At 40.5% G+C, this 26,686-nt stretch carries 22 protein-coding genes; 12 read left to right on the plus strand and 10 right to left on the minus strand.

Translation table 11 applies throughout. The annotated features are described in order from the left end of the window. Positions 1–43 precede the first annotated feature (43 nt). The 3 genes from H4075_RS10575 to H4075_RS10585 all read right to left on the minus strand — a co-directional run bounded on the left by H4075_RS10575 (position 44) and on the right by H4075_RS10585 (position 5,638). Entirely contained in the window at positions 44–832 is a 789-nt protein-coding gene (locus tag H4075_RS10575) for a DUF4397 domain-containing protein (protein ID WP_182806477.1), read from the minus strand. A gap of 23 nt (positions 833–855) precedes the next feature. Continuing rightward, positions 856–2,415 (minus strand): SusD/RagB family nutrient-binding outer membrane lipoprotein, encoded by a 1,560-nt coding sequence (locus H4075_RS10580; protein WP_182806478.1) that lies wholly within the window; start codon positions 2,413–2,415, stop codon positions 856–858. Between the two features lie 106 nt (positions 2,416–2,521). Next, positions 2,522–5,638: a SusC/RagA family TonB-linked outer membrane protein gene (locus H4075_RS10585; RefSeq protein ID WP_182806479.1), complete on the minus strand. Its 3,117-nt coding sequence runs from the start codon at positions 5,636–5,638 to the stop codon at positions 2,522–2,524. Positions 5,639–5,912: 274 nt separating this feature from the next. Between H4075_RS10585 and H4075_RS10590 the strand changes: the two genes are divergently transcribed. Continuing rightward, positions 5,913–6,899 carry a cation diffusion facilitator family transporter gene (locus H4075_RS10590; RefSeq protein WP_182806480.1) on the plus strand — a complete coding sequence of 329 codons (987 nt, stop codon included), beginning with the start codon at positions 5,913–5,915 and terminating at the stop codon, positions 6,897–6,899. A gap of 3 nt (positions 6,900–6,902) precedes the next feature. On the opposite strand, the gene H4075_RS10595 is transcribed toward H4075_RS10590, so the two are convergent. Next, a complete protein-coding gene (locus H4075_RS10595; protein WP_182806481.1) occupies positions 6,903–8,060 on the minus strand; it encodes a serine hydrolase domain-containing protein in 1,158 nt (385 codons plus the stop codon). A gap of 144 nt (positions 8,061–8,204) precedes the next feature. Here H4075_RS10595 and serA point away from each other — a divergent pair, with 144 nt between their 5' ends. The 4 genes from serA (at position 8,205) to H4075_RS10615 (ending at position 12,143) form a co-directional block, all read left to right on the plus strand. After that, entirely contained in the window at positions 8,205–9,443 is a 1,239-nt protein-coding gene (gene serA / locus H4075_RS10600) for a phosphoglycerate dehydrogenase (protein WP_182806482.1), read from the plus strand. A 122-nt stretch (positions 9,444–9,565) separates the two neighbouring features. After that, positions 9,566–10,849 carry an NAD(P)/FAD-dependent oxidoreductase gene (locus H4075_RS10605; RefSeq protein WP_182806483.1) on the plus strand — a complete coding sequence of 428 codons (1,284 nt, stop codon included), beginning with the start codon at positions 9,566–9,568 and terminating at the stop codon, positions 10,847–10,849. 101 nt (positions 10,850–10,950) lie between these two features. After that, positions 10,951–11,679, plus strand: a complete 729-nt coding sequence (locus tag H4075_RS10610; protein ID WP_182806484.1) for a YqjF family protein — start codon at positions 10,951–10,953, stop codon at positions 11,677–11,679. 98 nt (positions 11,680–11,777) lie between these two features. Continuing rightward, on the plus strand, positions 11,778–12,143 hold the full coding sequence (locus H4075_RS10615; protein WP_182806485.1) for a DUF2200 domain-containing protein: 366 nt from the start codon (positions 11,778–11,780) through the stop codon (positions 12,141–12,143). A gap of 28 nt (positions 12,144–12,171) precedes the next feature. Here H4075_RS10615 and H4075_RS10620 read toward each other — a convergent pair whose 3' ends face one another. Continuing rightward, positions 12,172–12,747, minus strand: coding sequence for a hypothetical protein (locus tag H4075_RS10620; RefSeq protein WP_182806486.1), 576 nt, complete (start codon positions 12,745–12,747; stop codon positions 12,172–12,174). A 246-nt stretch (positions 12,748–12,993) separates the two neighbouring features. Between H4075_RS10620 and H4075_RS10625 the strand changes: the two genes are divergently transcribed. Beyond that, entirely contained in the window at positions 12,994–13,872 is an 879-nt protein-coding gene (locus tag H4075_RS10625) for a ChaN family lipoprotein (RefSeq protein WP_182806487.1), read from the plus strand. 193 nt (positions 13,873–14,065) lie between these two features. Next, entirely contained in the window at positions 14,066–14,491 is a 426-nt protein-coding gene (locus tag H4075_RS10630; RefSeq protein ID WP_182806488.1) for a VOC family protein, read from the plus strand. Positions 14,492–14,890: 399 nt separating this feature from the next. Here the strand turns inward: H4075_RS10630 and H4075_RS10635 are convergent, their stop codons facing one another. From H4075_RS10635 to H4075_RS10645, 3 genes are all read right to left on the minus strand, one after another. Beyond that, the gene (locus H4075_RS10635) at positions 14,891–15,436 is read right to left on the minus strand and encodes a hypothetical protein (RefSeq protein ID WP_182806489.1); all 546 of its coding nucleotides are present in this window, start codon (positions 15,434–15,436) and stop codon (positions 14,891–14,893) included. A 49-nt stretch (positions 15,437–15,485) separates the two neighbouring features. Then, the gene (locus H4075_RS10640; RefSeq protein ID WP_182806490.1) at positions 15,486–16,223 is read right to left on the minus strand and encodes a copper homeostasis protein CutC; all 738 of its coding nucleotides are present in this window, start codon (positions 16,221–16,223) and stop codon (positions 15,486–15,488) included. Positions 16,224–16,344: 121 nt separating this feature from the next. Beyond that, positions 16,345–17,379, minus strand: a complete 1,035-nt coding sequence (locus H4075_RS10645; protein ID WP_182806491.1) for a N(4)-(beta-N-acetylglucosaminyl)-L-asparaginase — start codon at positions 17,377–17,379, stop codon at positions 16,345–16,347. Positions 17,380–17,513: 134 nt separating this feature from the next. Between H4075_RS10645 and H4075_RS10650 the strand changes: the two genes are divergently transcribed. Beyond that, positions 17,514–17,906: a hypothetical protein gene (locus H4075_RS10650; RefSeq protein ID WP_182806492.1), complete on the plus strand. Its 393-nt coding sequence runs from the start codon at positions 17,514–17,516 to the stop codon at positions 17,904–17,906. A gap of 165 nt (positions 17,907–18,071) precedes the next feature. Here the strand turns inward: H4075_RS10650 and miaE are convergent, their stop codons facing one another. After that, positions 18,072–18,683: a tRNA-(ms[2]io[6]A)-hydroxylase gene (miaE, locus tag H4075_RS10655; protein ID WP_182806493.1), complete on the minus strand. Its 612-nt coding sequence runs from the start codon at positions 18,681–18,683 to the stop codon at positions 18,072–18,074. A 374-nt stretch (positions 18,684–19,057) separates the two neighbouring features. Here miaE and H4075_RS10660 point away from each other — a divergent pair, with 374 nt between their 5' ends. The 4 genes from H4075_RS10660 (at position 19,058) to trhO (ending at position 25,816) form a co-directional block, all read left to right on the plus strand. After that, positions 19,058–21,502: a penicillin acylase family protein gene (locus tag H4075_RS10660; protein ID WP_182806494.1), complete on the plus strand. Its 2,445-nt coding sequence runs from the start codon at positions 19,058–19,060 to the stop codon at positions 21,500–21,502. 34 nt (positions 21,503–21,536) lie between these two features. After that, a complete protein-coding gene (locus H4075_RS10665) occupies positions 21,537–21,893 on the plus strand; it encodes a hypothetical protein (protein WP_182806495.1) in 357 nt (118 codons plus the stop codon). Between the two features lie 147 nt (positions 21,894–22,040). Continuing rightward, the gene (locus H4075_RS10670; protein WP_182806496.1) at positions 22,041–24,506 is read left to right on the plus strand and encodes a DUF5686 and carboxypeptidase regulatory-like domain-containing protein; all 2,466 of its coding nucleotides are present in this window, start codon (positions 22,041–22,043) and stop codon (positions 24,504–24,506) included. Between the two features lie 275 nt (positions 24,507–24,781). After that, positions 24,782–25,816 carry an oxygen-dependent tRNA uridine(34) hydroxylase TrhO gene (gene trhO / locus H4075_RS10675; RefSeq protein WP_182806497.1) on the plus strand — a complete coding sequence of 345 codons (1,035 nt, stop codon included), beginning with the start codon at positions 24,782–24,784 and terminating at the stop codon, positions 25,814–25,816. A 92-nt stretch (positions 25,817–25,908) separates the two neighbouring features. Here trhO and H4075_RS10680 read toward each other — a convergent pair whose 3' ends face one another. Then, positions 25,909–26,685, minus strand: coding sequence for a hypothetical protein (locus H4075_RS10680; protein ID WP_182806498.1), 777 nt, complete (start codon positions 26,683–26,685; stop codon positions 25,909–25,911). Between the last annotated feature and the right edge of the window lies 1 nt (position 26,686).

Consider the following 26,686-nt stretch of genomic DNA (forward strand, 5'->3'; position numbering starts at 1 on the left):
CTGAACAAAAGTTGTGCAGGAGGTTTTTGAAGAACAGGAAAGACTATTTATTGCGATAGGAAATAAGCGCCGGTGCCCGGAGACCTGTAGCGCCAACAAATCCTTTTGCTATAAGTGTTGCAGACATTTTATTTGCGAGCGTTAAAGAAATTGTTCCTACAACAGTGCTGGTGCCTGTCCATTTAATACGGAATGTATTTGTTGTTGCGCTGCCCAATCTACTTAGCTCGATAAAAGGGGTGGCCTGTTTGAATTTAATGCCCGAAAAGATGAGTGAATCCGTTGTATTTGCATAAACATCAATAGCAGGTGTTGCATTAGGCGGGTTGGGAATGGTGTTCACAAAACGAACTCTGTAGTTTGCATCTGCAGCAGGATATTTAATGTCATCTTCTACAACCAGAACACGATCTGCTTTTTTAATTGAATCGCAAATAAAAAGGCTGTAATATTTCTGTAATTTAAATACTATCGGCTCATACCTGTATAGAAACGAATCACGTGTAGTGGCAGGTGGTGTGCCAAGTGCCAGGCTTACATCAAGGTTACGTTCTGTCATAATTCTGTTTACAGCATAATAGTCTTGCCCTGAAGGAAACGTAGCTCCAACCGCTGTTGGGACTGCACTCAACAATGTTTTATTATAAGTAAAACGGAACGCTGCACTCGTTTGTCCCGAAAAAGCTGGTTGAGCAAACGGATAGACATTTATAATTTTTACAAACGAGTGCATATAAGGATCTTGTGCTTCGTAGCTTGCGTTGTAATCAGATTTCTTTTCACAGGAAAACTGAAGAAAGGCAACAGAAAGTATGATGATGATCTTTTTCATTATTGAAATTTTGCCATTAGTAATTAAGGTTTCGAAAACCAAACTTCTTTTGTATGCCAGTCTGGTTTTTCTGCTCCGAGTTTAGTTAACTCTGCAATGTTCCAAACATACTCCGAGTTATAACGATAGCGTACCCTGTACACTTTTTCTGAATTATTGTCTGTCCACAGAACCGTCCCTGACGGTGGGACAAAATCACGATAAACCTGGAGTCCGCCTCTGGTATCAGTATAGTGATAGCGACGCATGTCAACCCATGTTTCTAATGCGCCATGACCAAACAGGGCGATATACTTCTGCAGCATAATATGCGATAAAGTAAGATCATTAGAAGACGCAGGTACTACGTTGGTGTTTGCTAAAAAAGCATCTCTCACTGCAACTGTAATAAGATTAGCTGCCGGTACATTTGCCGAATACTCTGTCTGCAGCATATCAAAATTTAATTCTATTGCTCTTCTGTAAGCAGCCAATGCAGCTGCTTTATCATTTTTTATGAAGGCAGCTTCAGCTTTCATAAAATGTATTTCGCTGGCAGTAAGAACAGGCATGGGACTTCCGTTTCTGAAAATATAACGTGCACGGCTATCATCTTTGGGCGCAACTGTTGAATCGTACCGGGCTCCCCAGAAACTTTCGGGTCTGTTCAATGTGTCAGTAATTGAGACTATTCCTCCATTAACAGGAATGCCATTGAACTGGCCGCTTTTTGAAGGACGAATAAGATACCATTTACGGGGATCATCAACACCTGAAAATGCTGAATTGTTACCTTTTAAAAGGTCTGTTATAAATGCTGCTTGTCTGATTGCAAAAGTAGATCCAAGATTGTTTCTTACTGGGCCATAAAAATTTGAGTTGGCACTAAAGCCGGGCGTAGCAATAAACTTCACAACGGCATTGTCAGCATTTGTTGTGATTGCTTTATCGCAATAATAAATGACAGAATCTGCTTTATAATCTGTTTTGTTTGAAAGATGATGGTAGGATCGGGCAAGTATGCTATAAACAAATTTTTTCCACTTTGTAACATCTCCGTTATACAGGTAGGCATCTCCTTTTGCAAGATTTTGTTGGCTTACGCCATCACCTGTTTTATCAAGGTTTTCCAGTGCCTTAAAACAAAGTTCACGCACATACTTGTAAACTTCTTCTTCTTTGTCGAATTTAAATGTAAGAAGGTTTGTGTTAAATGCTTCTTTCAAAATAACCTCGCCATGATAGTCTGTAAGTTGTAACCAACTCCATGCAAAGATGGCTTGACCAACACCAACATAATCCCATTTTTTTTCTTCAGCTGCCCAGTCGATCATTTTCATACAATTCTGGCCGATGTCGTAGTAATGTGCTCTCCAAATCGAGCCCGCATTGTCGCTGTTTGCAGTAACTCCGCCCATACGCTCGTATTGTGAAGTACTATTAGCTGCAGTACTTACAGTATAGCTTGCAAAGCTTTGAATGTACAGCGAAATATACCTTGCATCAGCCATTGAGCCATGTCCGGCACTGTTGCCAACCATTGATGAAATAATTGGCCCTAGCAATGTTTCCGGTGGAACCTTTGTCGGAGCGTTAGGATTCAAATATGCATCGTCAAGTTTTTTATTACACGAGCTAATTATGCCTGAAAAAAGGAAAAGAAGGGCAGTTATTTTAAGTAATGATTTCATTGAAATTGTTTTTCAGTAATTAAAATGATGTTCTGATACCAAAGTTTACACTAACAGGAGTGGCTATATTTCCAAAATCAAATCCGGCCGCACCAACACCACGTGTACCTGCGGTGTTGCCATTAACTTGCGGATCGGCTCCGCTGTAATTGGTTATCAATATCAGATCATTACATGTTACAAATGCACTAAGTGTTTTGATTATATTTTGTTTACGGATAAGGCTAGTTAAATTGTATGAGAGCGTGATATCTCTTAATCTGAGCCAGTTAACATCCTTTTCAATAAACTCTTCTTCAGGCATTGCAGTGAAATAACCTTGTGAAAAGTATGGAGTTACTGCAATTGTATTTTTTGTTGGGTTGTTTGTGTTTTGTAAGCCATCATTTAACACACCATCGATTATGCGTGGAGTAAAGCGGTCAGCAGTTTTAAGGCTACGGCCTTGATATGTAAGGAACATGTTTGTTCCATTAAAAATATCACCGCCCACTTTTAGATCCCAAAGCATGCTTAATGAAAGGTTTTTGTAACGCAAAGTATTGTTGATACCTAATGTGAAGTCAGCATTGCGATCGCCACGAACCCTGAAGTTGTTGTCAAGAACTGGCAAACCTGTCGTTGAACTGATTATGAGTTGACCTTTATTATTTCTAGAATAACCAAATGCTGTTATTGAAGTGGTTGGGCCGCCTCTTGTCAAACCGCCTCTGGCATTGCCATAGAGGTTTGTATCAGAAACATAAAATTCCGGAACATTATCGGGTAGGCTTAATACTTTATTTCGCATTCTGTTGAAGTTAAAACCTAATGTCCAACGGAGATTCTTGGTTTGCACAGGAATAAAATTGGCAGCTATTTCAATACCCTGGTTGCGTGTAGCACCTACGTTCAGGGTGTTAAGCACAAACCCGGTTCCATAGCTAGAGCGGAATAACTCAACAATCTGATTTGTATTAAGCGTGTTGTAATAAGTTGCGTCAACCGTTATCCTGCTTTTAAAGAAACGCAACTCTGTACCTATTTCATAGGTTTGTTGTTTTTCAGGTTCAAGGTCTGGGTTGTTATTGGTAAAGCCATATGCATAACCATCACCACTACTACGAACATTATTAAATACTGGCTGGTTGCTATATGCTCCATTTAAACGTGCCGTTACAGCCAATGATGATCGCAATTTCCAATAGCTTAATATGTCTCCTTTTTTAAGCGAAGGAAGGATGTCGGTCACAATCAATGAAAGGCTTGCCCCAGGATAATTGTAGTAACGGTTTTCTCTTGGTAAAGTCGATGCTGCCTCAAAACGGTGAGTGTAATTAAGGAAGATCATGTTTTTATAGTTAACAGCAGCTTCACCAAAGTAAGCCATCTGGCGAACGATTACCTGGTTGTATTCTCCAAAGTAATTTCTGTTTAAACGTACCCTGGTTGCAGGATCGGTATTTGAACTATCTCTTCGGAGTGAGCTTTGAAGGCGTGATCCTGTTACTGCAAACATCTCTGTTCTGTAATCTTGCCACATTGTACCAAGCATTAGTCTGCCGTTGAATTTGCCAAGCGACTTTTTGAATGTAGCATTGATCGTATGATTGTATCCGAAATATCTGCGATAGAAATTATCTAAGCGGCCCCCTTCATTTGCGGTTGTTAAAAATGACTGTTTGTGTACTAAACGGGATCCCTCCATTTTGTAGGTATCATAACCGAAACGGCCTTGTAAACTAACCCAAGGAGCCGGATTGATATTTACACCCATTGAATAGGTATAGCGGTCTGTAACGTCCTGTGCGTTTACGTATTTTGCGTTCCACAATGGATTGTCAATTTCCTGTAAAGGGTCAGTATTATATAATGATATTTTATTGCCATTACCATCTTCTATATTCGAAAGATCCAGTTCTCTAGGCCAGCGTAAAAGATTTAAGAGATAACTGTTAGCACCCCGTAAAGGCCGTTTAAATTCTGTGCGGGCATAAGCAAAGGCGGGAGTAATTTCAATGTATTTCCCAATTTTTGTAGAGTTGCTGATACGTGCATTGTAACGTTTGTACTCGTTGTAGGGAACAACGCCTTCTATATTATTAACGCTTCCGCTAACTCTGAATGAGTAATTCTTTTGGCCAAATGATAGCCCGAGATTATGTGTCTGTGAAAAACCTGTTCTGAAAAAGTCATCAACATACTTGTAGATCTTTTCTGTATCAGGATTTTGATTTGGCGGGCCAAAATAGAGAAATGAGTTTTGTCTTACTCCGCCTGTTCCTCCAGTAAAGTTGTCGGTAATACTGGGGATGCGTGTAATTTTTGAAACACGAAAACTATTATCGTAGTTAATATCGAGTTTTTTGCTGGCAGCAGCTTTTTTTGTTGTGATGATTATAGCACCTGAACTTGCCTGGCTACCGTATAATGCTGTTGCTTCAGGACCTTTTAACACTGTAATTGACTCGATGTCGTTAGGATTAATATCCGCTATTCTATTTGTGTAATCACCATCTCTGTTTGGTCGGTTTGATGCAAGCCCGAGGTTTGAAGCGATGTCTTCGTTGATTGTTTGATTGTCCATTATGATTCCGTCAACAACAAATAGTGGCTCGTTACTTAAAGCAAGCGAATTAAATCCTCTTATAACAATAGAAGAAGATGCGCCTGCAATACCATTGGTTGGAGTAACGGTTATACCTGCAATTCGTCCCTGTAAAGAGTTCACGAAGTTTTCCCGTTGTGTTTCCTGTACTTCTTTTCCGGTTAAGCCTTGGGTTGAGTAACCTAATTCCCTGGGATTACGTTTTATGTCCATTGCAGTTACAACAACCTCACTTAGTTGCTGTTTTTCTGAGGTTTCTGTAAGGCTTAGGTTAATACTGGTGTTATCTCCCACAGTTACTTCAACTGTTTTGTAACCAAGGAAAGTAAAAACAAGTACCTGACCTTTTGTAGCCTTAATAGTGAACGCTCCAGAAGTGTTTGTAGTAGTTCCAGTACGACTGCCTTTGATCCTTACGGATACTCCTGGTAGTGGGGAATTGTCGGCGGCGTCTCTGATTGTGCCGCTTATCGTTTGTTCTTGTGCAAACGAAACAATAGCAAAAAAACAGCAAATGCTCATGGCGAGCAAGCGTCCAATTTTTCTCATATTCATGTTAGTTTGTGCAACAATTTAGGAAATTAATAATTACAAAAACAAACCAACATGGATAAACGGGGAAAAAACCTGCATAAAAATGCATTTTTTTTATAATTGAACGGCACTAATCGGCATTTAGATCCTAGATATGGTGCAGGTTCGGGCAGTTTGGCTTTTATGAGCAGCCATAGAGCAGGCATCTTTCAGAAGTGGTTTATTTGAATAATATTATCTTACCGCCTAAATTATATGCTTGACCCACAGCAATAAAATCAGCCCTGATTTGAATAATAACGATCTCTTCTACATCCGCCTCTCTTTCTTTTTCAGCACCCTCATCTGTGCGGTAAAGTTTGTTGCGTGGTTTGTAACCGGTTCATTGGTGATCTTATCCGATGCGTTGGAGTCCATTATTAATGTAGTGGCGGCGGCGTTTGCATGGTACAGTATTTACTTGTCGAATAAACCCAGGGATACGGAACATCCTTATGGTCATGGTAAAATTGAATTCTTCTCGATCGGTTTCGAAGGAGCAATGATCTTAATTGCCGGGTTCGGCATTTTAATACAGGCCATTCTTTTCTTTTTCAATCCACCGGAATTACATGCATTAACAGCGGGTCTTTGGTTAACAATTGCAGGAGGGGCGGCTAATTTTCTGTTGGGTTTTTTTTTGGTGAAAAAAGGAAAACAGAACAACAGTTTAACGTTGCACGGAAACGGGAAGCATATTTTAAGTGATAGTTATTCAAGTATTGGAGTTGTTGTGGCAATCGTACTGATATTGCTCACAGGTTATAAATGGATCGACCCGATTGCTTCTGCTATTGCCGCAGCCATTATTATCTATACAGGATTTAAGCTGATGAGTAAGTCGGTGCGTGGACTGATGGATGAAGTGGATATGAAAATTGTAGAGGAGCTGGTTACTATTTTAAAAGAACAGCGGCAACCTAACTGGATCGACATGCATAACCTGCGTGTGCAACGCTATGGAAGTTTATACCATGTGGATTGCCATGTAACCATGCCTTACTATTTTTCGTTAGAAGAAGTACACGAAGAGATTACCAAGCTTGACAAGATCCTGAATTCAAACTTTCAAAAGGGGAGCATTGAATTTTTTATTCATACTGATCCCTGTATTACATCAAGCTGTACACATTGCCAGCTGGCAGATTGCAATGTGCGAAAGCAACCATTCATTCAAAAAATAGAATGGAGCAAAGAGAATTTGTTACCCAACAGGAAACATTCTTTTCCGGAGTAGTGCTTACTCTTCTCCATAACTGAATTTCAACGGAGTCATTGCTTCGATCAATGGTTTCACCCTGTAAATATTCCTGTTGAATTTATTACCAAGAATAATAATGGTAAGCGAATCGGGAAGCACACGGTAAAACGTGGAATTATTACCATGCCACCAGCCATTATGATAAATGATCTTGTTGTTATTTGCCAATGTGTACATTCTCCAGCCAAAACCATAGTTATGAATACCGGGCTTTTCAAAACTGTAAGGTTGAAATGCTGAATCGAGTGTTGATTGTTTAAAGAGTTTGTTGCCGTACAATGCCTGGTCCCATTTCAACAGATCTCTCACCGTGCTGTAAATATTTTTGTCACCATAGGTTACATCAAGATAAGTGAATGCTTCCTGCACACCATTCCACATATAAGATGGAGTAGCCGTTGCAGAATCGTTACGGTTAAACACTTTGGTGTTGGTCATTTGCAGTGGAGTAAAAAACGCTTCCTGCAAATAATCTGCATACGATTTACCCGATACACGTTCAATAATCAATGCGAGCAAAACAAAATTCGTGTTTGAATAATTGAAACGTCTGTTAACAGCGTTTTGCAGATCCGGTTTATATTGAATCAATGTTTGCAATACATCTTCATTGGTAACCTTCACCTTGTTGTCCCAATTTGCTTTTTCAAGATAGTAAGCATAATTCGGTAAGCCACTTCGTTGATTCAATAGTATTTTCACCGTCATGCCTTCATAAGGAAAACCGGGAAAGAATTTCTGCAATGAATCATTGATATTCAGCTTTCCTTCTTCTGCCAGTTTTAAAACAGCCATTGCTGTAAATGTTTTGGTAGTAGAAGCAATATGAAACGGTGTGTTAGGGGTAATCGAATCTTTTCCCTTCAAGTGGCCAAAGCCATTGTATTGTTCAAACACGATCTGGCCCTTTTTTGCAACCAGCATCGCTCCATTGAATCCTGTGCGTTTTAGGGACGAATCATAAAAATCTTCAGCAATACGCCTGCATCTGTCTGCCTCGGCTTTTGAAAGATTGTTTGCGGTTGCATTAACAATATCCTGTTCTGCCTTGTCTTTCTTTTTTGCCGAAGACGCACCACAGCCTGAAAGTAACAGGGTAGCGACGATGTAATAAAAGAACGTTCGTTTTCTAGCCAATATCATGCTTTAAATTCGGTCGTTTGGTTTTAATAATAACGATGATTGTTTGTCCTTATTTCGAAAATTTCAAAACAACGCAATTCTATTGTTGTTCAGTGGACTATCTTTGCGCTGCAAAATAAGCAAATCACACATACGATCATGGCAGAAAAAAAGACCACCAGTTATCCCAAAGACAAGATCAATATTTTATTGCTTGAAAATATCAGCGAAGCGGCTGTGCAAAATATCAAAGACAGCGGTTATGCAAGTGTTAAAAAACTCAGCGGTGCTTTAAGCGAGGAAGAACTCATTAGAGAAATAAAAGATGTTCATCTGCTTGGTATCCGTTCCAAAACACAGATCACACAGAAAGTGCTGGATGCTGCGAATAAACTGCAGGCCATTGGTTGCTTTTGTATTGGTGTAAACCAGGTGAATTTAAAAGCTGCCACAAATAAAGGTGTAGTAGTAATGAATGCACCTTACAGTAATACAAGAAGTGTTGCTGAATTAGTAATAGGCTTAAGCATTATACTTATCCGCAGGATTATTGATAAGAATAAAGCGGCCCACGAAGGCATCTGGAACAAAGACGCAAAGGGCAGTTATGAATTACGTGGCAAAACACTTGGCATAATTGGTTATGGTAATATCGGCAGCCAGGTGAGTGTGTTAGCAGAATCACTTGGTATGAAAGTGATCTATTATGACGTGGTGACAAAGCTGCCATTGGGTAACGCTGTTCAATACAAGCACATGAAAGATGTGTTGAGCAAATCAGATATTGTATCGCTGCATGTGCCTGAAACAAATCAAACAAAAAATCTGATCAATAAAACAACACTCAAACAATTTAAGAAAGGAGCCATTCTCTTGAACTATGCAAGGGGAGAAGTGGTTGATCTGGATGCATTGCGCCAGGCATTACTTGATAAACATTTATCGGGTGCTGCGATTGATGTGTTCCCTTGGGAGCCTGAAAAAAATGGTGATCGTTTTCAAACACCTTTGCAGGATCTGCCAAATGTTATTCTTACACCACATATTGGAGGAAGCACCGAAGAAGCACAGGAAAATATTGGTGCCGATGTAAGTAATAAACTGGTGCAGTATTTAGAAGGTGGTACCACCATTGGTTCACATACTGTTCCTGAGTTAGCATTGCCGGTGCAGGAAGGCACACACCGCATTTTGCACATTCATAAAAACGTACCGGGTGTATTGAGCCAGATCAATACGCAATTGAGTAAACACAACATCAACATTCTTGGTCAATACTTAAAAACAAACGACCAGATCGGTTATGTAGTGCTGGATGTTGACAGCAAACTTTCAAAGAAAGCAGTGGAATTATTGAAAGAAGTAAAAGAAACGATTAAGGTCAGGATGGTGTATTAATAAATGACTTTCCCTTGTTAAGGCCCCGTTATTGCGGGGCTTTTTTTATGTGCAATTAAATTATTCCGATATTTTCAAAAAATATTGAAAACTTCGTAACTTTATGGCCTCAAACAATCAATATGAAACTCATCATACTCGGCGGCGGCTTCGGTGGTTTACGGTTAGCGAATCTTCTCAGCAACAAAGAAGGGATCGATATTACATTGATTGACCGGTTCAACTATCACCAGTTTCAACCCTTGTTTTACCAGGTGGCAACAGCCGGTCTCGATGCTTCAAACATTTCGTTCCCTCTTCGTAAAGCTTTTCAAAAAAGTAAGAATGTGCGTATCCGCATGGCAGAAGTGGAACGTATTGATACAATTGCCAAACAAGTGATCACAAATGAAGACACGTACAGCTACGATTATCTTGTGATCGCTACCGGAGCCTCCACCAATTTCTTCGGTAATAAAAACCTGGAAGAGCATGCATTCCCAATGAAGTCAACTGTGGAAGCATTGCAGCTGCGCCATAAACTCATACACAATTTTGAAGATGCCTTGCATGTATCAAACAAAGATGAATTACAACGCTTAATGAATGTGGTAGTAGTGGGTGGCGGACCAACAGGTGTTGAGTTAAGCGGCGCCATTGCTGAAATGAAAAAATATGTGTTGCCGAAAGATTATCCTGAACTCGATTTCAGCATGATGAATATTTATTTGCTGGAAGGAACAGGTAAAACACTCGCTGCCATGAGTGAACAAAGCAGTGCCAATAGTTTGAACTATCTGCAACGATTGGGTGTTACCGTTATGACAAATTCGCTGCTGCAGGATTATGATGGAAAGAATGTAACACTGAAAGATGGTACTGTCATTCCTTCCGCATTGGTAATATGGGCAGCCGGTATCAAAGGAAATATTCCGGCTGGTATTGATCCTTCATTAATTGCAAGAGGCAACCGTATTAAAGTGGATGAGTTCAATTTTGTGCAGGGTTTAAACAATGTATTTGCCATCGGCGATATTGCTTATATGGAAGAAGAGCATTTTCCTGATGGTCATCCACAGGTTGCACCCGTTGCCATACAGCAGGCCACATTACTGGCAGCAAATTTGCTGAATCTGCGACAAGGAAAAATTGCAAAAGCATTTCGTTACAAAGACAAAGGTGCAATGGCAACTGTTGGTCGTAACCTTGCTGTGGTGGATGTGCCAAAACCAAAACTCCATTTCGGTGGTTTCTTTGCATGGCTCATCTGGATGGGGTTGCACCTCATGTTGATCCTTGGTGTGAAGAACAGGTTCTTTGTGTTTACAAACTGGTTGTACAATTATTTTACGTATGACCAGAGTTTGCGGCTGATCTTTAAAGAGTTTTACAGAAGAGAAGGAGAGGAAAAGGGAATTGGTAATTAGGAATTGGTAATTAGGAATTAGTAAGTAGGTGGATAATTAAAGAAATATATAAGTATTGAGTAGGAAGGTTGTCAACCTTGCGAATAAAAGCAATTGATGAAATGAGTGATAAAAAGATAGCGACAAAAGCATTTCTTACGGGTGAATGGCGGAACCTGGTAATGATGAATTTTGTGGTACCGGAACATGTATTAAAACCTCATCTTCCCAATGCAGTTGAGCTCGATGCTTTTGATGGGAAATGTTATGTAAGTTTTGTGGCCTTTCATTTTCTTGATACCAAAGTAAAAGGCATCGGCTTTCCGTTTCATAAAGATTTTGAAGAGATCAATCTCCGGTTTTATGTGCGTTATCCGTCAGCAGAAGGTGTGAAACGTGGAGTTGTGTTCATCAGCGAACTGGTGCCCAAACCAATGATCGCCTGGATCGCCAAACTTATTTACCAGGAAAAATATTCCTATTCTCCAATCAACAGTAAGATCGAACAAACCAATCAACGGTACCTTACATTTGAATGGGGCAAAGAACTTGAACATGAATTAAAAGTTGAAACAGCTATACAGGTAAAACCCATTTCTAAAGGCAGTAAAGAAGAATTCATCTTTGAACACTACTGGGGTTATACATCGTTATCAGCTTTCCGTACCGGTGAGTATAAAGTGGAGCATCCCAGATGGAATATTTACCCGGTGAATAATTTCTCGTATAAAATCGATTTCGGAAAACTCTATGGCGAAGATTTTTCTTTTCTCAACGAAATGCAACCCGATTCGTTGTTTGTGGCCGAAGGTTCAGAAATAAAAGTATATGAACGTAGCATACTTAAATAGAAGAGATACCTGCACCACAATGTTTTAATAAGCGAAGCATGTTCAAGGTTATCCGGTAATAAAAAAATCAGCTAACTTTCCTTCTAAATTCATTCGGTATGAACACAACTCCAGAACATGATGAGCGCATAGCAAAAATGATTTTTGCATCGGTATATCCGCATTATGTAAAAAAAGTTGAAAGTAAAGGCCGCACAAAAAAGGAGTTACACCAGGTAATCGAATGGCTCACCGGTTTTGACGAAAAAAAACTGCAGCAACTTATTGACGAAAAAGTAACATTTGAAACCTTTTTTAAAAAAGCAAAACTGAACCCCAATGCCCGGCTGATTACAGGAATGATCTGCGGTTACCGTATAGAAGAAATTGAAACTCCCTTAACAAAACAAACCAGGTATTTAGATAAGCTGGTGGATGAATTGGCGAAAGGCAAAAAGATGGAAAGGATTTTGAGAGTGGCGTAATTGAGACGGGTTGGCAACCCTCTGCATTTTACAAATACGGATGCTTAAACTGTGGGTATTTTTTCTTCCGTTCGTTTAGTTCCTGCAGATACAACTCCATTGCTGAGGGATCATAAATATTATCCTTTGCAAAAAACAATTGCCCTTCGTGGTAATTAAATACACACCAGTTGCGTGACGGATCGAACAGCAATGTATCACCAATCAAAAAAATATCGTAGGCATATTTAATCAGCATCTTCCAGCTCATAAGCAAGGGTTGTTCATTGCTGTCGCAAAGTACAAATACCCAATTGCCAAATGGAATGCCTTTGTTGTATAACCATTTTTTCAACAACGGGATATTTTCCTGCAGATCAACCGCATGCTCATACTGCTCCACTGTTTTAAAAATTCCTTTTTCAAAAGGCGCCCAACCTCCATTGGACAGCATGCGTGCATTCTCCACAAATTCGTACAGATATTTTTCGGCTGTTTTATCTAAGAACAGGATCTGTGCTTTGTGCGTTTCAGGCAAAGCATCAAAGCTGGCGGCAGAGCCAAACACCGTTCCGTTTTGCGGAGGAGGAATGCTGTGCAGGTGAATGTTGCTGATGTCGATCACAGAGTATTCATTTGAAGGATGTAAGATAAGACGAAATGTATTCTGATATTTTCATTGGCCAGGGAGTTGCCGCTCCTGTCAACCGGATTCAGAATATATAAATCCGGGGGAGCCGCTACATAAGACCCTAAGCGAACAATAAAGCTGAATAATCAATATTCCAATTTCTTTTATACGTCTGTAGCAATTTTTCTCTTTCTTCGCAACAATATCCCTTGTCAATGGCCTGATCAAACTAAAAACAATATGACGAAATTCTTTTTTACCGTTCTTCTCATTTTTATAAGCACATTCAGTGAAGCACAGCAAAAACCGTCTTATGTGTTATACAATGCCAAAGGAAAGAAAGTGAGCTATGGAGCTATGATGAAGCAATTGATGAAACAAGACATGGTACTCATCGGAGAGTTTCACAACAATCCCATCAGTCATTGGCTGCAACTTGAAATTACCAAAGATGCAAAACAAAAACGCAACCTTGTACTGGGTGCCGAAATGTTTGAACAGGATAACCAGGCAGCACTTGATCGATACCTGCAGGGAAAAATAACTGCCAAAGGGCTCGATTCATCGGCCCGGCTTTGGCCCAACTATAAAACCGATTATGCACCGCTTGTTAATTTTGCAAAAGCAAATAATCTTGCATTTGCCGCTACCAATATTCCACGCCGGTATGCATCGATGATTTCAAAAGGCGGTTTTGAAACATTGGATACGTTGCCTGATGCCGCCAAAAAATGGATGGCTCCTTTACCCATTGCGTTTGATTCTACATTGGCAGGTTATGAAAAGATGATGAGGATGATGGCGGGTCATGGTTCAATGAACATGGTGAGGGCACAGGCCTCGAAAGATGCAACCATGGCTTATTTTATTCTCAGTTATTTTGTACCCGGCAAGCTGTTTATTCATTATAACGGAAGTTATCATTCCGATAAACACGATGGAAAAGCCTCTTCCAATTACGACGGAATTGTGTGGTATCTGAAACAGTCACGTGCCAATCTGAAAATTGCAACCGTAACAACAGTGATGCAGAAAGATATCGGTAAACTTCTGGCCGAACATAAATTTAAAGCCGATTTTATTATTTGTGTAGATGAGGATATGACGACGACCTATTGATGAAGAGTAGTTGATCGTTCTTTGGCAGCAATACTTCTGTCGCAAACGACCTTTCTTTTGTCGCTTATCCACCTTTGGTTTATTATTGTAAAGCTGTAGGTTTGAGGGCATATGACTGCAGAAAGTACATGCTTGTGTTATAAAACATGCAGTAAGACTTTGCGGTATTACAACAACATAAAACAACCAACCAATGGCACAGATCAATCCTTACATCCATTTTAACGGCAATGCCGAAGAAGCATTTACCTTTTACAAATCAGCATTTGGCGGTGAGTTTGCAAATGTTGTCCGGTTTAAAGACATGCCAATGCCGGAACTTCCTCTTTCTGAAAATGAAGCAAACAACATTATTCATATCACTTTGCCAATTGGTAGCAGCAGTGTGTTAATGGGAAGCGACACGCCTGCATTTATGGGTAAGCATAATGAAAATGAAACCCGCAGCAAAATTTCAATCACTCCCGAAAGCAAGGAAGAGGCAGACAGATTATTTCATGCGCTCTCGGCCGGAGGCACAATTGAAATGCCCATCGCAGACAGTCCCTGGGGTGCGTATTTTGGGATGTTAAGAGATAAATACGGTATTGAATGGATGGTGAATTATGATCCGAGATAAAATATAATCTGTTTGCCCGGGGGCTGGTACAGCTGACCCCGGCCGGCAAAAACGTTAGATGAAATACATGCTAATAACCTTAAAGTGAATAGAGACACGATCTCAATATTAAAACTTACAGCAGTTACCGTTGCAATTTTGCTTGGTATTAATCTGTCGATGGGAAGTTCTTCGGATGTAAACATCCATGACAGCTACTTCGTCATGGACGTTGTTACTAAGATAATTCTGTTTATCATTTTTGCTGCTTTTACAGGTAGCTTGATCTTATCTATTCTAAGCAAGTTCAGGAATAAGCTCTACAATCGGATTCTACTATTTTCTATTGTACTCCTGGTATCATCAAGCATTTATATCTTTTCTTTATTCGCTAATTTGCAGTAACAAACCAGGCAGGTCTCATCGGCGTTCATCCTTCTTCTCCTTTTTCTTTATTGAACTCTTAGCTAATATCTTCTTCGCTCTCGAATGAAACGCCGCTGTCTCAAAATCCCAGCGTTCTTCAATTACAGTATTGATCTCAGGCATTATCTCCGGGTATTCTTTTGCAAGTTGTTCAAGGATGGTTAATGAAAATGCTTTCACGGCTGCTTTTTCCTGCACATCGCAGATAAACGAAAAACAGGCATCCATTACATCGCCTTTCAATTTCTCAGGAATAGAAATGTATTGCAGCAGCCTTGTTATATTTCGACGCACAGCATTATGCAGGCCGGGCTTTCGTAATAAACCGACAAACACAGGTAAATGTTTCCTGAGCAATTGTGGTTGAGTTTCAGCAATACTGCCAATGGGCCACGCCGCCCGCTGCACCACTCGGTATTCATCGGTAAGAAATAAGTGAACCAGTTCATCAAACCTTTTTTGTGAACTGCCGATCCAGTCAATGATCTTGTTTGTTTGTTCTTTGGAATGTTTGGCTAGTATTTCTTCACGGAGATTCAAGGCTAAGAGTTAATGCTAAGAGTTTGAAAGAGGGGAAAGAGGAAAAGAGTTAAGAAGGTTGTTGCAGTTTGTTTATTTCGGCTAAGCAGGCGCTTACTTCATTACTGTCAACAGTAACCGAAGTTAATGCTTCATTCATTTGTTCATTGATGTAGTGCATGCCTGTGGTAAGGTGTGTACGTGCCGATGTATGAAACTCAACTGCACCGGTAAACTGTGCAAGCTCTGCAAGATTGTTATGCCGCACACCACTGCCGGGCATAATAATGATGCGTTCATCGGCTGCTGTTACTAATTGTTTCAATAAGTGTTTGCCTCCGGTAACGTTGGGCATTAATCCGGAAGTGAGTACACGTTCGCAACCTATATCAATTAAAGTATCCAGTGCCTCAAATGCATCACGCACACGATCAAATGCACGGTGAAACGTTACACCCATGGGATATGCGAGTTCAACCAATGCGGCAGTTCGTGCTTTGTCAACCGTTCCATCTGCATTTAATAAACCAAACACCACGCCATCGCAACCAAGTTGCTTGCAATGTTTAATATCTTCTTTCATTGCCTCAAACTCATCAGCAGAATAAAGAAAATCGCCACCACGTGGGCGGATCATCGTGTACAATTCAATTGTTGCCAGCTCTCTTGCTTTCTTAATAAATCCATAGGAGGGAGTGGTACCACCTTCGCCGGGGTTATCGCATAACTCAATTCGATGCGCACCTGCTTGCTGAATAAGCGAACATGATTCAATAGAGAAAGCAATTACTTCGAGTTTATAATTCATAGTTTAAGGTTGAATGTTTAAAGTTGAAGGTGTAAACTGTCGTCCTGATAAATCAATCATTTGTTAGTAAGTTCAAAACTTAATGAACATTAAACCTTGAACCTGAAACTTTAAACTGTTACTAGAACCAACTTTTCACATCAAGTGCCTTTTCCATCTTGTTATTGCGAACGGCCATGGAGAACTTCTTCATCACCGAAAAACCTCCAAACTCACCTTTCTTATTAATGGCAATAAACCCGCCTTGCACATTTTTTGCTTTGTCGCCATTGTTTTTTACTATTCGTCGCACGGCTTCTTTGCAAGCTTCTTCAGGACTTGCCCCATGCCGCATCATTTCAACAATGGTATGTGCGCCACATATTTTTACAATTTCCTCACCAATGCCTGTGCAGGTAGCGGCACCTACTTCGTTATCAACAAAAAGACCGGCACCAATAATAGGGGAGTCGCCCACACGACCTCTCATTTTAAACGCCATGCCACTTGTACTGCAGGCGCCACTCAGGTTGCCTTTTTCATCAATGGCAATCATGCCAATGGTATCGTGGTTCAATACTTCCGAGGGCCATTTATATAACATGGCTCCGTCATTGTTTTTCTCCCGTTTAATTTTTTCTTCAAGATCTCTCATGGTTCGCATGGGATCATATTTGGAAGTTTTCAACCACTCTTTCCATGCCTTTTCTGCTTCAGGTGTAAGCAGGTTGGTTCGTTCAAAACCTTTGCTTAATGCAAATTGCAAAGCACCTTCACCAACAAATTGCACATGAGGTGTTTGCTCCATTACAAGCCTCGCCACTTGTACCGGGTGTAAAATATCTTCGAGCCCCATTACAGAGCCACATTGTCCTTTTTCGTCCATTACACATGCGTCAACTGTAACACGGCCATCACGATCGGGCAAGCCGCCATAACCAACACTTGTATCAGTAGGGTCGGCTTCAGGGATCATCACACCTGCTTCCACTGCATCGAGGGCACGGCCGCCTTTGCTTAAAACCTCCCATGCTGCTTTATTGGCTTTCACATTTGGCGACCAGGTGCTTAGCACCAAAGGTCCCTGGAACTGCGCCCCCGCACCTATACAATTTTGAGTTGATAATAAAGCAGTTGAAAGACCGGTAAGCTGTATAAATTTTCTTCTGTCGAGCATTTGATGAACTGTTAATGAGCGGTGAATGTAAGATGATTTTAAAATTTTCCAAGCGTTCCATTAAACCTTCTTTATGGGCTGCGGTCTGTAATTACGTATCTGAAAACAAAAAATAAAACTTTAAAAATCACCACATGAAAAAGCTCATCATTTTATCCGTAGTTGCAATGGCAGCCTTTGTTGTTTCAATTAATGAATCTGCTGCACAAACCAGGCGCAAGCTTGACCGTAAAGAAAACCGTGTTGATCGTCGTGAAGACGTTCGTGATCGCAAAGAAGATGTGCGTGACCGTCGTGAAGATGTAAAAGATCGCAGAGAAGACATACGTGACCGCAGAGAAGATGTGCGTGATGCACAACACAACGGTGGCCGCAGAGATCGTATTGAAGATGTTCGTGACCGTCGTGAAGATGTAAGAGATCGTAAAGAAGATGTACGTGATCGTCGTGAAGACAAGCATGATCGCAGAGAAGATATCCGTGACCGTAAGGAAGACCGCAGAGACCGTAAGCGTGGCCGTTTCTAATCATATAAAACCCTATGCTAGTGAACTCTTCCCATACCCGGGGTAACATGAACATGTTACCCTTTTTTATTTCGTCGGAACCGCAGGTCAGACGAATAAAAGATCAATGAGGATAGGTTGAGGAAGAGTTGCCAACCTTCCAAAGGTTGGCAACTCTGCAAATTATCAATGGATCCTGTCACCCCGTATCTCCATACGTTGCATCAACTCTTTCTCAAACGCCAGCCATTCTTTCCAACGGTCACGCACTTTCTTTTTTGGCAAGTAATGTTCGGCCATGGTGATGAACAGGGTGTAATGCCCGGCTTCGCTTTCCATAAACTTGCGGTAGAATTTTCGGAGATAAGCATCGTTCAATCCTTCACTCAATCGTTTAAAACGTTCGCAACTGCGGGCTTCAATTAATGCCATGGTTAATAATTCATCGAGGAAACGATCATCCACATGCCCACCTTTTTTTTGGAAGGTCAGCAGCTCATTTACATAAATATCTTTTCGCTGCCGGCCGAGTTTCAATCCACGTTTGTGCAGCTCAGCAAGCACGGCACGGAAATGTCCCCATTCTTCCGTAACAATAGGGGCCAGCTCTGTTATCAGTAATTCGTATTGACTGTAACGTTGAATAAGAGTGATGCACGTGGTGGCAGCTTTCTGCTCACAATAGGCGTGGTCGGTTAAAATATCTTCCAATGAAATGGCAGTAAGATCAACCCAACGTGGATCGCTGGGCAATTGCAGGCCAAGTATGTTTTTTACATCAATTGATTCTTTCTCCATGTTGCAAAAATAAAGCTCTCTTAAGAAGAGAGCTTACTTACTTTTAAAAACCAGCTGATGAAAAGGGTGTTTATCATAGGTCTGCAACAGACCACGAATAAAAATGAAAGGTGTAATGGTTAGCTGATTGCTGCAGCAAAGTGAAGGATTATTTTTAATATGAACAATACCACAAAGAGGGTATAAGCAACATCTTTTTGTTAAGCAATTATGCAATGGGCTGATGAGATACTTTTACAAAGCAGGGAATTGTTATTTTATCATGAATTCTCTTGCTGCAGGATTTGTAATTAACATTTAATCCTTATTGTTATCAACTAGCTGCTGTGTAAATGCTTTTTTTAGCTAATTTTCATTTTTATACCCCACTGACTATGCGATTAATTCCATTCCTGCTTGCTTCAGCCGTTACCGTTAGTCTGGTGATTGTGCTTAACACAAGAATAGGCCCGGCACCTGCACTCGGAAAATTTTTAAGTCCGCAACACGGGTTTTGGCAGAATGCTGAAAACGCAGCACAAAGTTTTACAGAAGAACTTAGCTTTCCCCAACTCAATGGTACAGCAAATGTTTATTTCGATGAGCGTTTAGTACCGCATGTGGTGGCAGAGAATGATGCAGATGCTTATTTTATTCAGGGATATTTGCATGCAAAATTCCGCTTGTGGCAAATGGAATTTTCTACACGTGCCGCAGCCGGTCGCATCAGTGAAGTGATTGGCGAACGGGCTGTGAATTTTGATAAAGAACAGCGCCGTATCGGGATGGTATTTGCAGCAGAGAATATGTTGAAGGAGATGGAAGCAAATGAATTCACGAAACTTTCGGTTGATAATTATACAAAAGGAGTGAACGCCTTCATTGAATCATTATCTGAAAGTGCAATGCCCATTGAATATAAAATACTCGGCTATCAACCTGAGAAATGGAATAATCTTAAGACGGCACTCTTCATCAAACAAATGACCAAGACACTTGCGTTTTCTGTTGATGATCTCCCGTTAACTGCTTTACGCAAAGTATTCAGTGATGATCAGATCGAAATTCTCTATCCGCAATTACAGGATTCGTTAGATCCGATTGTTCCAAAAGGAACGGTGTTTGATGCTCCTGCTGCAACAGCAGTTGCACCAGCAAGTGTTGATTCGTTGTATTTGCTGAAAAAAGATTCTGCGTTGAAAGTAGCCATGGTTGATCAGCCATCAAAAGATAACGGCAGCAACAATTGGGCAGTAAGTGGTACAAAAACAAAAAGCGGTGCACCTATTCTTTGTAACGATCCGCATCTTGAATTAAGTCTTCCTGCTATCTGGTATGAAATGCAGATCACCACCAATAATATGAATGCGTATGGTGTATCATTCCCCGGTATTCCCGGCATAGTGATCGGCTTTAACGACAGTATTGCTTTTGGCTTTACCAATGCCGGAAGGGATGTGCGTGATTTTTATGAGATCAAATTTAAAGATGAAACCAAGAAACAATATTGGTTCAATAACGAATGGCAGACTGCACCGCAACGTGTGGAAGAAATAAAAGTAAAAGGAAAGCCTTCGGTATTTGATACAGTTGCTTATACTGTGTTTGGCCCTGTTACTTACGATGAAAGTTTTTCAACGCCACTTACTAACAACAAAGCAATTGCTACACGTTGGATCGCTCATGATCCCAGCAATGAGTTATTGATGTGGCATTATCTTGACCGTGCAAAGAATTATGATGATTATTACAATGCCATCAAGTACTTTACCGTGCCTGCACAGAACATGATCTTCGCCAGTAAGCGTGGCGACATTGCACTTTGGCAGCAAGGACATTTTCCCTTGCGTTGGAACAGGCAGGGTTTGTATGTAATGCCCGGTGAAGACAGCAGTTATATGTGGCAGGGTATTATACCTGTTGCTGAAAATCCGCACCAGGTAAATCCTGAGCGTGGTTTTGTCAGCAGCGCCAATCAACGCCCTGCTGATGGAACTTATCCTTATTTTATTCCCGGTGGTTATGATGTATATCGTGGTGTGGAGATCAACCGTCGTTTAACAAGTATGAGCAATATTACACCGCAGGATATGCAGCGTTTGCAGAATGTAAATTATAATCCATTGGCTGAAGTGGTAATAAAGCTGATGAAGAAATATACTAATGAAGCTGATCTTGGTGCAGATGAAAAACGTTTTTTCAACATGATCAAAACATGGGATCTGCAAAACACAGCTGATTCAAAAGCTGCTACTGTTTTCCAAGTTTGGTATGATAGCCTTGAACGAAATGTTTGGACTGATGAATTAACGCAACAGGATTCAGTTGTGTATGCATGGCCTTATGAATATACATTAGCTGATGCATTAACAAAAGATTCCCTGTTTTCATTTATTGATGACATCACTACTCCGACAATCGAAACAATTTTCCAGGTGTTTGTTGCATCGTTAAAGGAAGCAACTGCTGAATTGCTGAAGATGGAGAAAGAAAATACATTGGATTGGGCAGTACACAAAAACACAACAGTATATCATATTCTCAAAGATGCTGTGATGCCTTTTGCAAGAAAAGGTTTGCAGATTGGTGGCGGTAAGCACATCATTAATGCCACGCAACATAGTCATGGTCCAAGCTGGCGCATGGTTGTTCATCTCACCAACGAAACAGAAGCTTATGTTGTTTATCCGGGCGGACAAAGCGGCAATCCCGGCAGTAAATATTACGATCAGTTTATAGATACATGGGCTGCCGGCCAATATTACAAAGCATGGATGATGAAGAAAGGAGAGGAGGAGAATGAAAAAGTTAAATGGACAATGACGTTTAAAAAAGCATGATCACAGTCTGACGAATAAACAAATAGTATTGAACATGAAATTCATAATTGCCTTCATACTCACCGCACTTTTAAGTTATGCTGCCGGTTTCTATTTGCCTTGGTGGACTATTGCCATTGCAGCTTTTTTGGTGGCCGTTGTTATTCCACAGAAACTGTTGAAAGCATTTTTATGCGGCTTCCTCTCGCTTTTCGTTTTGTGGGTTGTGCTTGCTCTTTATATTGATATGGGAAACCAGCATATTCTCTCCATGAAGATCGCTGAACTGTTGTTTAAATCACATTCGCATGCGTTGATCATGAGCGTTACCGGTTTAGTCGCAGGGTTGGTGGGCGGTTTTGCGGCGCTGAGCGGTTCTTACCTTCGTCAAAGCAAACAGGGTATTGCTTAATAGGTGTTTTTAAGTAAGCTGAATTAAAAGCGGCAATAGGAAAATAATCCTGATAGCCGTTACACGTTATCATTGTTTTTTTACATAATTCACACCGCTTCAAGAATTAGTTTTTTGCTAACAGCAGCAGAAGTATTTTCGTGCAACATGCGCTCCTTATTTCTCTTTCTTTTTATTGTTTGCAGTTCTGTTTCGTTATGGGCCGCAAAGGTTACAGGATTTGTTACCAATCAAAACGGCGAACCCCTTCCTTATTCATCTATTACAGTGAAAGGAACTAAAGAAGCAGCTTCAGCTAACAGCGAAGGTGTTTACTTTTTACAATTACCGGCTGGTACTTACACCATTATTTGCCGCCATGTTGGTTTTGAACGGCAGGAAAAAACAATCAACATCAAAGAAGATGAAGTGCAATTGAATTTTGTGTTGAAAGAGCAATCAGTCAGTCTCAATGAAGTGGTCGTAAAAGCAGGAGCTGAAGATCCGGCATATGCCATCATCCGCAAAGCCATTCAAAAGCGAAAAGAATATCTCAACGAAATTAAAAGCTATGAATGCGAAGTGTACAGCAAAGGCACCATGAACCTCCGTGATTTTCCTAAAAGCTTCATGGGACAGAAAGTGGATTTTGAAGATGGTGATACCAGCAAACGAAAAATGCTTTATCTCTCAGAAACGGTATCGAAACTTTCGGTAGATGAACCCAACAAAGTAAAAGTTGATGTGCTCAGTACAAGAGTGAGCGGTCAGCGTGATGGTTTTGGTTTTGCAGGTGCTCGTTTCTTTTCGTTTTACGACAACAATGTACAGATCAGTAATTCACTCAACCCAAGAGGATTTATTTCACCCATCGCTGAAAACGCCTTGTATTTCTACAAGTACAAATATGAAGGAGCATTCAGTGAAGATGGGCAACTCATCAACAAGATAAAAGTTATTGCGAAACGTGGATATGAACCTTGCTTCACGGGTTACATCAACATTGTGGAAGATGAATGGCGCATACATAGTCTTGAACTGATCCTCACCAAACAAAGCCAGATGAACTTTGCTGATACATTACGTATTGAGCAACTCTATCAAAAAATTGCAGTGAAACATTGGGTGGTGCAAAGCCAGATATTGTATCCTGCTGTAAAGTTTTTCGGGTTTGATGCGTTTGGAAGTTTTGCCAATGTGTATCGCAACTTTAATACAGAACCTGAGTTCAGCAAAAACTATTTTGATAACACTATTCTGAAATACGAGAAGGGCAGCAATAAAAAGCCGATTGAGTATTGGGACAGCATACGTCCGCTTGCGTTAACCAAAGATGAACAAGTTGATTATATAAAGAAAGACAGTCTTGAGCAGCTGCGTGAAAACCCGGCCTATCTCGATTCGCTGAACAGGGTGAGTAATAAAATTAAAATCAGTAACATTTTATTTGCCGGCAAAACCATCAACCGGCAAAGCAAAAAACTCAGTTATACTTTTCCATCACTGTTGCAGTCATCGAGTTTCAATACAGTAGAAGGATTTGTGTTAGATGTGCCTGTTACTATTCGCAAAGAGTTTACAGACAGGCGTAACCTCAACATTACACCCAATGTGCGGTATGGCTTCAACACAAAGCAATTTTATGCATGGGGAACTGTGCGCTATAACTTCGGCTCACGTTTCTTTTCATCTGTAAGTATCAGTGGCGGTAAGCGTGCGTTTCAGTTGAACAATGATGAACCAATTCTGCCATTATCAAATACATTCTCCACTTTATTGTACAAGAATAATTTCATGAAATTGTACCTGGCGAATTATGGCCGTATCAATTTCTCCAAAGGTGTTGGCAATGGACTAACAGTAACGGCTAATCTGCAATACCAGGACAGGCATCCGCTTGAAAACACAACTGATTATTCATGGAAGCCACGAAGCACACGTCCGTACCGTCCTAATTATCCCATCGAATTGCAGACGCAAAGTTTTACCGCACACCAGGCAACCATCCTTACACTTGGTGTTAACTTTCAGCCGGGAGCAAAGTATATCGAGTTTCCCGATCGCACTGTTAACATTGGCAGCAAGTGGCCAACATTCAGTGTGCAGTATACAAAAGGAATTGCTGATTTCCTTGGTAGTGATGTTGACTATGATAAATGGCAGGTTGCAATGCGTGACAACCTGAATTTAAAATTAGCCGGTCGTTTTAATTATCGTGTACAGGCAGGTGGCTTTACTAACAGCAGCAAATTGTTTATCCAGGATATGAAACATTTTCCCGGAAACCGTTTGTTACTGTCAACCGATTTTTTAACCACGTTTCAACTGCCACAATATTATCAATACAGTAATGCTGATAAGTTTTACACGGCTGTGTTCACCGAACATCATTTCAACGGGTTTATCACCAACAAAATTCCGGGTATTAAAAAGTTGAACTGGCATTTGGTAACCGGTGCATCAGCTGTATGGTTACCTCTGAAAACGTATGCAGAATGGCATGTGGGTTTTGAAAATATGTTTCGTTTTTTTAGTGTGGATGTGATAAGAGGTTATACCCAGGGACTTAAACCCCGTACCGAAATACGTTTTGGAACAACGTTTAATATTGGAGGCGGGGGAGGAAATGATTAGAGTTTGAAAAATGAATTCTCTCGTTTTTAGTTTAGTCAAAGTTCTATAGTTCTGAGTTAGAAGACATCTTGTGTTTTGGATATTGTACCTTGTGCCTTTCCCTTTGATTTTGGGTTTGCTTCTTGTCCCTTGTGCCTTGTTCCTTGGATTTTCCTTCTTGCACCTTGTTTTTTGGTACTTGGGTTTTACTATTTTATCTTTGTCCCGCTTTCGGATTTTGCCCAACCTGCAATTGGGGTTCAAAGCAGATTTACTGAACTAAAATTCAAAACAAGATGGCTGTTTTGCACAACCGCATCTCCCGCAAGGAGCTTAAGGAGCGTATTATTAATGATCCTACACCACGCACCACCATTTCCTTTTATTGTTATTTTAAAATTGAAGAGCCCAAATCTTTTCGTGATCAACTGTATAAGGACTTTACGGCTCTCGGCGTAATGGGACGAATTTATTTAGCACATGAAGGGATCAATGCGCAGATCAGTTTGCCAACAGCAAATATGGAAGCGTTCCGCACTTATCTCTATGCTATTGAGCCGCTGAATGGTTTGCGGTTGAATGTAGCCGTGGATGATGATGGTAAAAGTTTTTACGTCCTCGATATAAAAGTACGCAACAAAATTGTGGCTGACGGTATTCATGATCCGGCATTTGATATGGCCAACAAAGGCAAGTATGTAAATGCGGAACAGTTCAATCAACTCACGAATGATCCTAACACGGTTGTGATCGATATGCGCAATCATTACGAATTTGAAGTAGGGCATTTTGAAAAGGCGATTGAAATACCCAGCGATACTTTTCGGGAGCAATTACCTATGGCTGCTGATATGATGAATGATGATAAAGACAAAAATATCATCATGTATTGCACAGGCGGTATCCGTTGCGAAAAAGCAAGTGCCTACATGCTGCATAAAGGATTTAAGAATGTGTTTCATCTGGAAGGCGGCATCATCAACTATGTAAACCAGGTAAAAGAAAAGGGTCTCGATAATAAATTTCACGGAAAGAATTTTGTGTTTGATCAGCGATTAGGCGAACGTGTGACAGAAGAAATCATTTCCAGCTGTCATCAATGCGGCAAACCGGCTGATACGCATGTCAACTGTGTAAACGATGCTTGTCACCTTTTATTTATTCAATGCGAGGAATGCAACCAAAAAATGGAAGGTACCTGCAGTAAAGAATGCCATGAGTTTATTCATCTGCCCGAAGAAGAACAGAAGCGCTTGCGCAGTGGTATTGACAAGGGCCGCAATGTGTTTAATAAAGCAAAATCGAGATTGAAGGATTTGAAGGTTGAGTAGCAGAAGAGCAACATCAAATACCAAAACCACAGCTGCATCCATGCCGTGGTTTTGGTATTGAATAAAGAGAACTTCAGTTAAGGATCGCCTTCTTATCGACCAAAAAATTTAAACCCGATTGTAATATCAATATTACCGTATTTTAATTGCGGATCATATTTTACGCCTGAAAAATCAATAGGCTTGCTGCCTACAGCCTGGTTAGTGCCTGCTTTTGCAAAAAGTATTACACCTCCGTTTTTACTTGGTTTTGTAAGCACAGTTTCTAATCCCAAACCTGCCTGTAAGCTCAATGCATTCTGATCGCCTGATACACCGCCACGGCTGTTGATAACAATCTCTGATAAATTAGTGGCATTGGGATTAATATTTCTTTCGCCGCTGCTGTAGTTAATGTAACTGGTTCTGAAACCAAAGCCGGCATAAGGGTAAATGTTAAACCTGTTGCTTCTTGTAAGATCATAACCCCATTCGAATTGAAACAAGGTTAAAAATGATGAGCGTATTTCCTCATTTGCTTTTGTAGATCTTTTTCTTATGCCAACAGTGCCAAAGTCAAGATCAAAAATGCGTCGCTTCTTTTTATATGAAAGACCAAAGCCAATTCCCCAAACCTGACCGCTAAGAGGAGAAAAACCTACAGGAGTATGATCGTTATTGAATTTTGAAAAATCAGCTGATACGACGGATGTAAACAAAGTAAATGAACCGTAGTTATCTGTTTTGGCGCTTAGCCGGTTCATGTTGGCTATGGCTTCACGATAGCCGGCATTACTCATTAATACTTTTGTGTTCTCTGTTCTTAATTCTTTTACTTTCCGTTGATAGTACTCAAGCGAGTCGGTCTTTTCCTCTCTGAATTGTGACATA

The sequence above is a fragment of the Lacibacter sediminis genome (assembly GCF_014168535.1).
In the GTDB taxonomy this organism is placed as follows: domain Bacteria; phylum Bacteroidota; class Bacteroidia; order Chitinophagales; family Chitinophagaceae; genus Lacibacter; species Lacibacter sediminis.

Coding starts and splice junctions, on each gene's coding strand:
- H4075_RS10640 (WP_182806490.1), bottom strand. CDS start 16,223: ATGAATTATAAACTCGAAGTAATTGCTTTCTCTATTGAATCATGTTCG.
- miaE (WP_182806493.1), bottom strand. CDS start 18,683: ATGGAGAAAGAATCAATTGATGTAAAAAACATACTTGGCCTGCAATTG.
- H4075_RS10660 (WP_182806494.1), top strand. CDS start 19,058: ATGCGATTAATTCCATTCCTGCTTGCTTCAGCCGTTACCGTTAGTCTG.
- H4075_RS10615 (WP_182806485.1), top strand. CDS start 11,778: ATGAACACAACTCCAGAACATGATGAGCGCATAGCAAAAATGATTTTT.
- H4075_RS10650 (WP_182806492.1), top strand. CDS start 17,514: ATGAAAAAGCTCATCATTTTATCCGTAGTTGCAATGGCAGCCTTTGTT.
- H4075_RS10585 (WP_182806479.1), bottom strand. CDS start 5,638: ATGAGAAAAATTGGACGCTTGCTCGCCATGAGCATTTGCTGTTTTTTT.
- H4075_RS10670 (WP_182806496.1), top strand. CDS start 22,041: ATGCGCTCCTTATTTCTCTTTCTTTTTATTGTTTGCAGTTCTGTTTCG.
- H4075_RS10610 (WP_182806484.1), top strand. CDS start 10,951: ATGAGTGATAAAAAGATAGCGACAAAAGCATTTCTTACGGGTGAATGG.
- trhO (WP_182806497.1), top strand. CDS start 24,782: ATGGCTGTTTTGCACAACCGCATCTCCCGCAAGGAGCTTAAGGAGCGT.
- H4075_RS10645 (WP_182806491.1), bottom strand. CDS start 17,379: ATGCTCGACAGAAGAAAATTTATACAGCTTACCGGTCTTTCAACTGCT.
- H4075_RS10575 (WP_182806477.1), bottom strand. CDS start 832: ATGAAAAAGATCATCATCATACTTTCTGTTGCCTTTCTTCAGTTTTCC.
- H4075_RS10680 (WP_182806498.1), bottom strand. CDS start 26,685: ATGTCACAATTCAGAGAGGAAAAGACCGACTCGCTTGAGTACTATCAA.
- H4075_RS10625 (WP_182806487.1), top strand. CDS start 12,994: ATGACGAAATTCTTTTTTACCGTTCTTCTCATTTTTATAAGCACATTC.
- H4075_RS10605 (WP_182806483.1), top strand. CDS start 9,566: ATGAAACTCATCATACTCGGCGGCGGCTTCGGTGGTTTACGGTTAGCG.
- H4075_RS10630 (WP_182806488.1), top strand. CDS start 14,066: ATGGCACAGATCAATCCTTACATCCATTTTAACGGCAATGCCGAAGAA.
- serA (WP_182806482.1), top strand. CDS start 8,205: ATGGCAGAAAAAAAGACCACCAGTTATCCCAAAGACAAGATCAATATT.
- H4075_RS10665 (WP_182806495.1), top strand. CDS start 21,537: ATGAAATTCATAATTGCCTTCATACTCACCGCACTTTTAAGTTATGCT.